Genomic DNA, 11,041 nt, shown 5'->3' on the forward strand with positions numbered 1-11,041 from the left:
TGCGTTCGCACAGCCGTGCCGTCTCGCCGAGCAGCCGTCGACCGGGTCACCATTGTCGCAAAGACGCAAAACGCCGCCGGAACTCCGGCGGCGTTTCACTCATCGCTGGCTCTGGAACTAGTCCAGGTAGTCCCGCAGGACCTGGGAGCGGCTGGGGTGGCGCAGCTTGCTCATCGTCTTGGACTCGATCTGGCGGATGCGCTCGCGGGTGACCCCGTAGACCTGGCCGATCTCGTCAAGTGTGCGGGGCTGGCCGTCGGTGAGGCCGAAGCGCAGCCGGACCACGCCCGCCTCGCGCTCGGACAGCGTCTCCAGCACCGACTGCAGCTGATCCTGCAGCAGGGTGAAGCTCACCGCGTCGACCGCGACCACGGCCTCGGAATCCTCGATGAAATCGCCCAGCTGCGAGTCGCCCTCGTCGCCGATGGTCTGATCCAGCGAGATGGGCTCCCGGGCGTACTGCTGGATCTCCAGCACCTTCTCCGGGGTGATGTCCATCTCCTTGGCCAGCTCCTCGGGCGTGGGCTCACGGCCCAGGTCCTGCAGCAGCTCGCGCTGGATGCGACCCAGCTTGTTGATGACCTCGACCATGTGCACCGGGATGCGGATGGTCCGGGCCTGGTCGGCCATGGCGCGGGTGATGGCCTGACGGATCCACCAGGTGGCGTACGTGGAGAACTTGTAGCCCTTGGTGTAGTCGAACTTCTCGACCGCGCGGATCAGGCCCAGGTTGCCCTCCTGGATCAGGTCCAGGAACGCCATGCCGCGGCCGGTGTACCGCTTGGCCAGCGATACCACCAGGCGCAGGTTGGCCTCGAGCAGGTGGTTCTTGGCGCGGTTGCCGTCGCGGATGATCCAGTTCAGATCGCGGCGCGTGGTGACGGGGAGCTTGTCGGTCTTCTCGGTCAGCTCGCGGAATTTCTCGGCGGCGTAGAGCCCGGCCTCGATGCGCTTGGCGAGCTCGACCTCCTCCTCCGCGTTGAGCAGGGCGACCTTGCCGATCTGCTTGAGGTAGGCGCGGACCGAGTCGGCGGAGGCGGTGAGCTCGGCGTCCTTGCGGGCCTGGCGCAGCGCCTCGGACTCCTCCTCGTCCCAGACGAAATCGCCCGAGGCCTTGTCGGCGGCCGACGGCTCCTCGGCCTCCTCTTCGGCTTCCTCGGCGGCGTCTTCCACGACCTCCTCTTCGGCGAGGTCGTCCTCGGACACTTCCAGATCACCGAGATCCTCGAGGTCGACGGCCTCGTCCTCGGAGTTCTCCTCGGGCTCGCCGTCCGGACCCAATTTCTTGGGCCCGGCCTTCTTGGCCGGAGCCTTCTTGGCGACCGCCTTGACGCCGGCCTTCTTGGCAGGCGCCTTCTTGGCGGCGACCTTCTTGGCCGGAGCCTTCTTGCCGACGGCCTTCTTGGCGACCGGCCGTGCGGCGATGTTGTCCGCGGAGTCGGCGAGTTCGGCCGATTCGGCGGTCTCTCGGGTATTCGTGGCTACCACGTACGCCCTTTCGTGACGATGTCGTGCGGCGTCACGCCAGAGTTGATCATTCCGGCGGAGCGGTTCTGTCGGGGGTATCCCGGCGCTCGTGCCGGGGTCGGTTCCGGCTCACCGCCGGGCATGCGTTCCATTGTAACTATCGAAACGGTATGCACGCCTTTTGCCTCGCTTATGGCGCGATTCCTGCCTCGACCGCCATCGCGGCGCCAACGATACCCGCGGTGTTGCGCAGATGTGCGGCAACGACCGGAGTCCGGCAACCCAACAGCGGAATCCAGTGCTCGGCGTCGCGGCTGATGCCGCCTCCGGCCACGAACACATCAGGCCAGAGCAGGTTTTCCAATGTCACCAGCACCTTGGTGACCTGGACGGCCCACTCCTTGTAGGAGAGGTTCTTCTTCTCTTTGACCGAGGAGGCGGCCCGGTGCTCGGCCTCCTTGCCGTCGATCTGGATGTGCCCGAATTCGGTGTTCGGCACCAGCGCGCCGTGGTGGATCAGCGCCGAGCCGATGCCGGTGCCGAAGGTCAGCAGCATGACAAGACCCTCGATGTTCTTGGCCGCGCCGTACTGGTCCTCGGCCATGCCGGCGGCGTCGGCGTCGTTGAGGACCACCACGTCGCGACCGCCGAGGGCCAGGGAGAACAGCTGGCGCGCGTCGGTGTCCACCCAGCTGGGGTCGATATTGGCCGCGGTGCGGGCGATGCCGTTGACCATGACACTGGGCAGGGTGATGCCGACGGGCCCGGCCCAGTCGGCCTGGGCGACCAGCTTGGCGACGGTCTCGGCAACCGCGTTCGGAGTGGCCGGATGCGGCGTGGCGATCTTGATGCGCTCGTGCGCGAGGTCGCCGGTGGCCAGATCGACCACGGCGCCCTTGACGCCACTGCCTCCGATGTCGATCCCGAATGCTTGTCCCCGGTTGGACATTGACGACTCCTCGTTCCTGTGGTGCCGGGCCGAAACAGGTGCGCGCGGCACGTTACACGCCGATGTGCGGTGGAGTGCCGACGGACTGATCTGTGTCGTGCACGACAAGCCTAATGCGCCCGTCCGAGGATCTGTGATCGGATGGAGGTCGTGCCCGAAACCAGGATTGACCCCGGCAGCCTCCCCGACCAGACCCTGATCGCCGAATTGCGGCGCACCGCAGTGCATCTCGCCGAGACGGCCGCCGCGCACGTGCGCAAGCGGCGCACCGAACTGCGCGACACGGCGGGTGTCCTGAGCCCTGACGCCGTTCGCGCCAAGAGCACGCCGACCGATCCGGTGACCGTCGTGGATACCGAGGCCGAGGAACTCATCCGCGCCCTGCTGAGCGAGCTGCGTCCGGGCGAGCGGGTCTTCGGTGAGGAGGGCGGGGGCAGCATCCGGTGGGAGGCGGACTCGCAGATCGTCTGGGTGGTCGACCCCATCGACGGCACGGTGAACTTCCTCTACGACGTCCCGGCCTATTCGGTGTCGGTGGCCGCCATGCGGGAGGGACGGTCGCTGGCCGGGGCCGTCGCCGACGTGGTCGGAGACCGGGTCTACAGCGCGGGACTCGGGGCCGGGGCGACGCGGGTCGGCCCGGACGGCACGACGCTGGCGCTGCGCTGCACCGACGTCGACTCGGTCGAGATGGCCTTGCTGGCCACCGGATTCGGCTACGGCGCGGCGCGGCGGGCGCGTCAAGGAGAGTTGATCGCGCAGGTGCTGCCGCGGGTTCGCGACATCCGGCGGATCGGGTCGGCCGCACTGGATCTGTGCATGGTGGCGGCCGGAATGGTGGACGCGCACTACGAGCACGGCCTGAACACCTGGGACTGGGCCGCCGGCGCGCTGATCGCCGCCGAGGCGGGCGCCCGGGTCAGCCTGCCCCCGGCCGGCACCCTCGCCAAGACCGGGGAACTGGTCGTGGCGGCGGCGCCGGGAATCGCCGGGGAACTGACGGAATTGCTCGAGCGACTCGGCGTGTCGGCGCCGATTCCGGAGGATTAGCAGTTCGCGGCGCGGGCGGCGGACAGGAGTTTCGGATCGATCGATGGCCCGCCCGGCGCCGGGTTCCGCAGCGACTTGAGCACCTCTTCGGCGTTGTCACTGGGCTGGATGTCGTTGCCGAACAGCGTGCCGAGCGCCAGGTCCACGGTGTTGTCGGTGCGCTGGTCCTCGATCAGCTCCGCGCACGGCGCGACCAGCTGGACCGCGGCGGCCGCGGGGCGACCGGAGACGCCGAAGCGGATCTGGCCGGTGCAGTCCAGGTCGCCGTTGACGTACACCGGATCGTTGGAATACGCCGGCGGGGGCGGGCTGGCGAAGCCGTAATCGCTGAGGCTCGTGGCGATGTGCTCGGCCAGGCCGCGCTCACCGGACCCGTTGTAGATGCGCACCTTGGCCTGTGACAGCGGCGCGGGTTCCACGTCCTGCAGGCGCGTGGCCCCTACCCGCTCACCCAGCGGCGCGGGTTTGGGCGAATTGGTATCGGTCGACGGGCTCGGCGAATTGCAGGCCATCGCGGTATGGCTGCGATCCTCGGTCGTGAGCGCCTTGATCCAGACGATGGCGCAGATCAGTGCCAGGATCGCCACCATCGCGACCCATGGTTGATAGCGGCGCCGCTGGAACGGGCGGCCCTTCTTGTCGCTGGTGCTGCCTTCGGTGATCAGTGAAACCACACGCTTACCTTACGAGCTGGTGGGGCATATCCAGGTAACCCTGCTGGTCGGCCAGCCTTTCGGGGTGTTCCGGGCGGGGGTCGGCCGCCTCGCCGGGGGTGGTGTCGATGTCGTGTCGTATCGGTAACGGTTTGCGGTAAGAGTGGCTACGAAGCCGTTTCGGGACGCCCTGGGGCGTGACGATTGGTCCTCAGTTCCGACTCACGTGCGTTTTGATTGCGACTTTTGCCCTCGTGTCCGCTATTGTCTGGCGGCCTGATTCGAATCGACTGACGGGAATCAGGGTGCGTGATCGGGAACAACAAGGGCATGTCCTGCGTTAACCGAGCGCGATCCGGTGTGGATTGATGCAGATCCGGGCCGGTGGGCGATCGGTGTACCCGTGAGGTACACCACCGGCGGGGCGGCATACGCCGAGTCGATTCTCCGGAATCGGCCAGGTAGGGCCGGTCCGGGATATACGAAGAAGGACGAGGGGATACGACATGGCAACCGACTATGACGCACCTAGGCGCAGCGAATCAGACGAGGTGTCCGAGGACTCGCTCGAAGAGCTGAAAGCTCGTCGCAACGAGGCCGCGTCCGCCGTCGTGGATATCGACGAATCCGATACTGCGGAGTCGTTCGAGCTTCCCGGGGCGGATCTGTCCGAGGAAGTGCTCTCGGTTCGGGTGATCCCGAAACAAGCGGACGAGTTCACATGCTCGAGCTGCTTCCTGGTGCACCACCGCAGCCGACTGGCAAGTGAGTCCAGCGGGCAGCTGATCTGCATGGACTGCGCCGCGTAGCGGCGTAAGCGGAGCGACATCGGACACACCGCGAATCGGCGCGGGGCGGCGGTCCGCGTACCCGGTCCCGGGTACGCGCATGCTGCCTCACGTACCGCACGACCGACACACCGCCCGGGAGTTCCATCCGGTCGGCCCGCGCTCGGTCCGCCGAGCGCGGACGGGCACTGCCCGACGCCGGAGCGGATATGACCCGTCTCCGGTGTGCACCGCCGCAGTGCTGTGCGATGAGCCGGTGACGGTGGCACACGGCCCGTAACACGGCCGATTCGCTGTCCTGCGCGTCATCCGGCCGACTCGGGCTTGGGCAGAGCTGGGTGACGGCTACGCCGCGCACGGGCGCGCTGGCGCCGTGCGCGGCTCGATGCCTATGCCGTGCGTGGCGTGATGCCCATCGCGGCGAGTACGCGGTCCGGATGGCGGACACTGACTAGCCAGTACGGCGTCGGATCGTCCGGGTCGTCGAGGACGAGCAGCACCATGGGCCTGATCCAGGGGCGATGCTGCACGAAGGCGGCGGGGTCGAGCTGGCGGCCCATCGCCGCGCTCTTGGCGCTGGGGGGTACGGCCGCTGCCCGCGCAACGTACGTTACCGGTAGATGCGCCTTGTCGGTGCGCAATTCGAGAGTTCCGTTCGCGTCGTGGACCACCTCGACGCGATGGCGGCCCACCCACAGCAGGTACCAGATCGGGATCGGCAGCATCAGCACGTACGGCAACCACGCCTGGATCCCCGGCGCGCCCATATGCAGGGTGGCCGCGAGCAGGCCCACGATGGCCAGAGCGATCGGCCACCACCACAGCGGCGCCCAATGGCGTTCGGAGTAAACCGGTGTGACGGTTGGGGTGGGCGGCATGGCTACCTGCTGAGGACGCTGGTCGGACACCTCATCAGACTAGGTCAGTACCAGTTGGGGCGACCGCGTAGGCTCCCTCGATGTGACCGGTATTCCATCCATACCCCTGATGCGGCTCGATCCCGGCATCCCCGTGCCCACCCGTGCGCACCCGGACGATGCGGGCGTGGACCTGTGTACTACCGAGGACGTCATCCTGGAGCCCGGTGAGCGGGTCCTCGTGGGGACAGGCATCGCCGTGGCGCTGGCGTCCGGGACGGTCGGGCTGATCCATCCGCGTTCGGGCCTGGCCGCCAAGACCGGGCTGTCGATCGTCAACACACCCGGCACGGTCGATGCCGGATATCGTGGTGAGATCAAGGTCTGCCTGATCAATCACGACCCGCGCACCCCGATCGAACTGCGTCGCGGCGACAGGATCGCGCAGCTGCTCGTGCAGCGGGTGGAGCTGGTCGATTTCGTGGAGGTGGACCAGCTGGACGAGACCGCGCGCGGGGCCGGGGGATACGGCTCCAGCGGCGGTCACGCGAGCCTCGATAATGGTGGTGCCGGCGGCGGTGAGCTGCCCGGCAGGGAGGCATGAGGATGTTCGGACGCAAGAACAGGTCCCCGGAGGAGCCGGGTGCGGGTGAGTACGCCTACGACGAGTACGAGGACGAGTACGACGAGGCGCAGTACGAGGGCGGATACGACGAGACCGGGTACGGCGAGTACGAGGAGTACCGCGACGAACCGGCCTATGTCGCGGAGCGCGACGAGGAGGCCGAGCGGGATTCGGGCCCCCGCACCGGTCCGTACGACTACGAGGATGTCGCCGACCTGCTCGAGGATGTGAACGAGCAGCGCTTGGACCTGGGGTCGGTGATCGTGCCGGTGCCCCCGGGCGGGCAGTTGCAGGTGGAGATGACCCCCGACGGCACGCCGCAGGCGGTGCATCTGGCCACCGAGTACGGCCGGCTGACGGTGGCCGCCTACGCCGCGCCGAAGTCGCCGGGCCAGTGGCGCACGGTGGCCGCGGATCTGGCCGAGTCGCTGCGCGCCGACGGCGCCCAGGTGTCGGTGCAGACCGGCCCGTGGGGCCGCGAGTTGCACGCGGTTACCGACGGCGCGGACCTGCGGTTCATCGGTGTCGACGGCTATCGCTGGATGGTGCGGCTGGTGGCCGCGGGTCCCTCGGGCGCGGTCGACGAGGGTCAGCCGCTGGTCGAGGCGGCCCGGTTGATCCTGGGCGAGACCGTGGTCCGCCGCGGCGACGAGCCGCTGCCGGTGCGCGACCCGCTGCCGGTGGTGCTCCCGCAGGAACTCGCCGACCAGTTGCAGGCCGCGCACCAGCAGCAGGTCCAGGCCCAGCAGCAGGCCCTCGCCGAGCAGGCCGCGGCCGCCCAGGCGCATGCCACGGGCAGCTTCCCGGTCGTGCCGGCGGATCCGGAGGGACCACGGCGGGGTTCCGAGGGGTCGGCCATGCAGCAGCTGGGACTGCACTGACCTTGCCCGGAAGGCCGACCGGCCCATCGCGTGTGGGCAGCCGTCACCGGTTGCCCACGGACGTTGCACATCCGCACCTGTTCGCAGCACTGAGCCCATCGTGTGGGCAGTGAGCACACACGGTTTGCTCGGTCGTGACCGAGCGGGCGGTCAGTGAGGCTTTGCGGCGATGGGCTGGCGGGCGAACAGGCGGGCCAGGCCTTGGTGGCCCAGGATCGCGGGGTCGGAGCCCAGGTCGGCCAGGGTGATGCGGTGCAGATCGGCGCGGGGGATCAGGGTGGACCACTGTTCGGCGACCGTCCGGGGGTGGACCGGATCGTCAACGGCCGTGACGATGGCGGCCGGGACAGGAAGGGACGCAAGGGTTTCGGGGGTGGGCCAGGAATAGTGAGCGGCCTCGTCGAGAGCCAGGGGAAGGTTCGGCCACTGGGTGCGCCAGGATTGGGTCAGCGCCTCTGCCAGCCAGGTGGGGCTGCTCGCGCGCATCCGTTCGATGACGGCGTCCAGACCGTCGGCGCGGAGTTGGGCGGCGGTGGCGGCGGCGCTGAGGGCCGCCGGGCAGTCGGTGCTGTCGGCGCCCGTCCAGGCGGGTAGGGCGGCGATCACGCCGAAGGCGGATTCCGCTCGGGCGCAGGCCCATTCGACGGCGATCGCGGCGCCCAACGAGATGCCGGCCGCCAGGACAGGACCCGAGCGGGCGGCGGTGTCGAGGGCGGCGCGGCAGCTGGCCACCACATCGCACGGATCGGGTTCGACCGCGAGGAAGGGCAGATCCCTTGCGGCACAGGCGGGTCCGAAGGCACGGCGGGCGAAGTCGGCGTCGGACCCGGTACCGGGTAGGCCGACAACGAGCGCCGGGCGGGGTAGATCGGGCACGCACCGAGCCTACGTGGTGTACCAGGCAATTCGGGCGAGGGCAGGCCGGTTCGATCGAGCGGACTCGTGCCCGCCCGGTCGAAGCGCGTGCACGGCGACGGTTCCCGCGAACAGAGGTGCGGTGTGGGCGCGTCATGCTGTCCGGGGCCCGGGGTCGCATGATCACCTCTTGCCGCTGCCGCTGCCGCTGCCGCTGCCGCTGCCGCTGCCGCTGCCGCTGCCGCTGCCGCTGCCGCTGCCGCTGCCGCTGCCGCTGCCGCTGCCGCTGCCGCTGCCGCTGCCGCTGCCGCTGCCGCGGTTGGGTTGAGCGGCCACTTGCGTGGGTACCAACGCGGATGACCGTCTCCGTGCGGCTCACCCGGGACAGGTGAGCCGCTGGACATAGCGGGCTCACCGAATCCGTCTACAGTGGCGGTGTAAGCGCAGGTAGAGCAGAGCAGGAAGAGTTTGTGATATGTCCATCTCCGGCAGGTGCAGGGTGGCAGCGGACGCCGCCGTGCGCTGGTGTGGCCCGGACGGCGTCGCATCCCCGGGATCGAGCCCGGACGCCGTATCCTGGTCCGCGGCCGCATCGGTGAACCCGATGGCGCCACGGTGATCTTCAACCCCTACTACGAACTCCGCGGGAATTCCTGACGCATGCCGACACCCAGTAACGACGACGGCGCACTGGTCGCCCAGAATCAGCGCCGCGCCGTCCCTCCCCGATCCTCGAACCGCTCGCAGTCGCACGACGAGCCGAACCACCGGACTGCGCGAGCCGATGACACCGTCTCCCGAGGCCAGCGACCTCGGCGGGGCGCGTCGGATCCGGTGCTCCCACGGGACGACGACGCGTACCCGCGCGGCGGCGCGCACAGGCGGGACAACGGCGCGCACTCCGCGCATTCACAGGACGACGACGCGTACTCCCGGGGTGGCGGTGGGCACACCCGCGCCGACGGTGCGTATGCCCGAGATGGCAAGGCACGCATGGTAGATGACGATCCGCACGATCACGGCGAGGATGCTCCGGAGGAGGACCGCGACGCCCCGGAGGAAACTCTGCTCGAGCAGCTCGGCGGCATCAGCGGCCTGATTTACTCGACTCTGCCCGTGGTGGTGTTCGTCCCCTCGAACGCGCTGTGGGGGTTGACCGCCGCCATCTGGATCGCGCTGGGCGTCGCCGCGGCGATCCTGGTGTGGCGTCTGGCGCGGCGCAACCCGATCCAGCCGGCGATCTCCGGGTTCCTGGGTGTTGGCGTGTGTGCGTTCATCGCCTACCGGATGGGCGCGGCGAAGGGCTTCTTCCTGTTCGGGATCTGGGCGAGTCTGCTCTACGCGGGCGTGTTCCTGGCTTCGCTCGTGGTGCGCTGGCCGCTGGCCGGTGTGATCTGGGGTGTGCTGAACGGCCATGGCACACAATGGCGTTCGGATCGGCGGGTGGTGCGGCTCTACGATCTGGCCACACTGGTCTGGGTGCTGGTCTTCGCCGCCCGGTACCTGGTGCAGTCGCACTTCTATCACACCAACAGCACCGGACTGCTCGCGATTACCCGTATCGCGATGGGCTGGCCGCTGACCGCGGTGGCACTGCTGGTCACGGTGTGGGCGGTGCGCCGCGCCGGGCACGCCCCGGGCGGAAGCGAAGCCGAAGAGAACGTGAGCGAAGCCGAAGAGTAACCGGCCCCGAATTTTTCTCCTGGTGCGATGAACCTTGTTCCGCCCGACGCCGTACAGCTGGAGGGTGGGGCAAGGACAACGGTGGGGTGGGGTCCGCCCACCCCTGGGGTGCCTGGTTCGAGCGTCCTGATCACAGCACGATTTCTTGTGAGAGCAACGAGAGATCGTCGAAAGGTCGGGGCTGTGGGAACCGAGGACAATCCGGTGGTATCGCTGGTGTCTGGCGCCAAAGGGACGCGGCGGGGCGCCGTGCGGGCGGGCAGGGCCGGATCCGGCACGGTCTCGCCGCGCACCGCGAACCCGTCGGGCAGCGGCGCCGGCCACAGCGAGAATCAGCGAATCTCCGCCGAACTGAACGGCCTGATCGGCCCGGCCGCCGAGGGCGACGCGCGGGCGATCACCGATATCGTGCGGATCATCCATCCGCTGGTGCGCCGCTACTGCGCGGCCCGCCTGGCCAACGGCGGGCACGTGTACGTCACCGCCGACGACATCGCGCAGGAGATCTGCATGGCCACGGTGCAGGCGATTCCGCGCTATCGCGATCAGGGCAAGTCCTTCCTGGCCTTCGTCTACGGCATCTCGTCCAACAAGGTCGCCGACGCGTTCCGGCGCGGCCAGCACCAGGCGCAGCCGATCGACGAATTCCCGGATCGCGCCTCGACCGCGGCCGGCCCGGAGGAACTGGCTATCGCCGCCGAGCGCCGCGCGGCCACCTACGAACTCATGCAGGTGCTCGCCCCCGCGCACCGCGAGGTGCTGGTGATGCGGATCGTGCTGGGCTTGACCGCGGCCGAGACCGCCGAGGCGATCGGCACGAGCCCGGGGGTGGTGCGGGTGATGCAGCACCGCGCGCTGAACAAGCTGCGCGCCCGGCTGCGCGAGGCGGCGTAGTTTCTGCGCGGACTACCCGGCGCCCCGCGAACTTCGGTGCGGACAGGGCGAAATACCAGGTACGCCGCGTGGCTCTGGCGGAGGCCGCCCTATGCTGACCGGAATGTTCCCGTTGACGAGGTCCACCGTGCCGCAGATGTTGGATGGATACGGCACACCCGAGCCCGGCTCTCGCGGGTGGGGCCGCCCTTGTGGGGGCGTCCGATGAGCGAGCGGGTAGCGGGGACGCTGCCGCTCGTGCCGGTGCCGAGTGTGTGTGGGGTGGAAGTATGAGCGGGAGAGTTTCGCGGGCCGGCGAATCCACCTGGGAGGGTTCGGTGTTCGAGGTCACACTGGGGC

12 protein-coding genes and 1 pseudogene are annotated in these 11,041 nt (G+C 69.0%); 8 read left to right on the forward strand and 5 right to left on the reverse strand.

From position 1 onward, the window contains the following. Positions 1-117: 117 nt before the first annotated feature. Complete coding sequence (locus JZ791_RS33550; protein ID WP_438804584.1) at positions 118-1,488, reverse strand: RNA polymerase sigma factor; 1,371 nt, start codon at positions 1,486-1,488, stop codon at positions 118-120. Positions 1,489-1,657: 169 nt separating this feature from the next. After that, a complete protein-coding gene (gene ppgK / locus JZ791_RS33555) occupies positions 1,658-2,416 on the reverse strand; it encodes a polyphosphate--glucose phosphotransferase (RefSeq protein WP_216900113.1) in 759 nt (252 codons plus the stop codon). A 141-nt stretch (positions 2,417-2,557) separates the two neighbouring features. Between ppgK and JZ791_RS33560 the strand changes: the two genes are divergently transcribed. After that, on the forward strand, positions 2,558-3,466 hold the full coding sequence (locus JZ791_RS33560; RefSeq protein ID WP_216900115.1) for an inositol monophosphatase family protein: 909 nt from the start codon (positions 2,558-2,560) through the stop codon (positions 3,464-3,466). On the opposite strand, the gene cei is transcribed toward JZ791_RS33560, so the two are convergent. Then, positions 3,463-4,140, reverse strand: coding sequence for an envelope integrity protein Cei (gene cei, locus JZ791_RS33565; RefSeq protein WP_216900117.1), 678 nt, complete (start codon positions 4,138-4,140; stop codon positions 3,463-3,465). The two genes, JZ791_RS33560 and cei, sit on opposite strands and share 4 nt — an antisense overlap. Before the next feature lie 485 nt (positions 4,141-4,625). On the opposite strand from cei, the gene JZ791_RS33570 reads away from it, so the two are divergent. After that, positions 4,626-4,928 carry a DUF4193 domain-containing protein gene (locus JZ791_RS33570; protein ID WP_216900118.1) on the forward strand — a complete coding sequence of 101 codons (303 nt, stop codon included), beginning with the start codon at positions 4,626-4,628 and terminating at the stop codon, positions 4,926-4,928. A gap of 368 nt (positions 4,929-5,296) precedes the next feature. Here the strand turns inward: JZ791_RS33570 and JZ791_RS33575 are convergent, their stop codons facing one another. After that, positions 5,297-5,785, reverse strand: a complete 489-nt coding sequence (locus tag JZ791_RS33575; protein WP_216900133.1) for a DUF3093 domain-containing protein — start codon at positions 5,783-5,785, stop codon at positions 5,297-5,299. A gap of 109 nt (positions 5,786-5,894) precedes the next feature. On the opposite strand from JZ791_RS33575, the gene dut reads away from it, so the two are divergent. Then, on the forward strand, positions 5,895-6,368 hold the full coding sequence (gene dut, locus JZ791_RS33580; protein WP_216900134.1) for a dUTP diphosphatase: 474 nt from the start codon (positions 5,895-5,897) through the stop codon (positions 6,366-6,368). A 2-nt stretch (positions 6,369-6,370) separates the two neighbouring features. Beyond that, positions 6,371-7,270 carry a DUF3710 domain-containing protein gene (locus JZ791_RS33585; protein WP_216900136.1) on the forward strand — a complete coding sequence of 300 codons (900 nt, stop codon included), beginning with the start codon at positions 6,371-6,373 and terminating at the stop codon, positions 7,268-7,270. Positions 7,271-7,420: 150 nt separating this feature from the next. Here the strand turns inward: JZ791_RS33585 and JZ791_RS33590 are convergent, their stop codons facing one another. Then, entirely contained in the window at positions 7,421-8,146 is a 726-nt protein-coding gene (locus JZ791_RS33590; RefSeq protein WP_216900121.1) for an alpha/beta fold hydrolase, read from the reverse strand. A gap of 121 nt (positions 8,147-8,267) precedes the next feature. Between JZ791_RS33590 and JZ791_RS33595 the strand changes: the two genes are divergently transcribed. From JZ791_RS33595 to shbA, 4 genes and pseudogenes are all read left to right on the forward strand, one after another. Next, positions 8,268-8,453, forward strand: coding sequence for a hypothetical protein (locus JZ791_RS33595; protein ID WP_216900123.1), 186 nt, complete (start codon positions 8,268-8,270; stop codon positions 8,451-8,453). A 194-nt stretch (positions 8,454-8,647) separates the two neighbouring features. Next, positions 8,648-8,782, forward strand: a pseudogene (locus tag JZ791_RS33600) (single stranded DNA-binding domain-containing protein); the annotation flags it as partial. A gap of 336 nt (positions 8,783-9,118) precedes the next feature. After that, entirely contained in the window at positions 9,119-9,808 is a 690-nt protein-coding gene (locus JZ791_RS33605) for a DUF3159 domain-containing protein (protein ID WP_216900138.1), read from the forward strand. A 183-nt stretch (positions 9,809-9,991) separates the two neighbouring features. Then, positions 9,992-10,702 (forward strand): RNA polymerase sigma factor ShbA, encoded by a 711-nt coding sequence (shbA, locus tag JZ791_RS45465; RefSeq protein ID WP_308163237.1) that lies wholly within the window; start codon positions 9,992-9,994, stop codon positions 10,700-10,702. Positions 10,703-11,041: the final 339 nt, after the last annotated feature.

The sequence above is a fragment of the Nocardia alni genome, from assembly GCF_019038435.1.
Taxonomy (GTDB): domain Bacteria; phylum Actinomycetota; class Actinomycetes; order Mycobacteriales; family Mycobacteriaceae; genus Nocardia; species Nocardia alni.

Coding starts and splice junctions, on each gene's coding strand:
- ppgK (WP_216900113.1), bottom strand. CDS start 2,416: ATGTCCAACCGGGGACAAGCATTCGGGATCGACATCGGAGGCAGTGGC.
- JZ791_RS33560 (WP_216900115.1), top strand. CDS start 2,558: ATGGAGGTCGTGCCCGAAACCAGGATTGACCCCGGCAGCCTCCCCGAC.
- JZ791_RS33570 (WP_216900118.1), top strand. CDS start 4,626: ATGGCAACCGACTATGACGCACCTAGGCGCAGCGAATCAGACGAGGTG.
- JZ791_RS33575 (WP_216900133.1), bottom strand. CDS start 5,785: ATGCCGCCCACCCCAACCGTCACACCGGTTTACTCCGAACGCCATTGG.
- dut (WP_216900134.1), top strand. CDS start 5,895: ATGCGGCTCGATCCCGGCATCCCCGTGCCCACCCGTGCGCACCCGGAC.
- JZ791_RS33585 (WP_216900136.1), top strand. CDS start 6,371: ATGTTCGGACGCAAGAACAGGTCCCCGGAGGAGCCGGGTGCGGGTGAG.
- JZ791_RS33605 (WP_216900138.1), top strand. CDS start 9,119: ATGGTAGATGACGATCCGCACGATCACGGCGAGGATGCTCCGGAGGAG.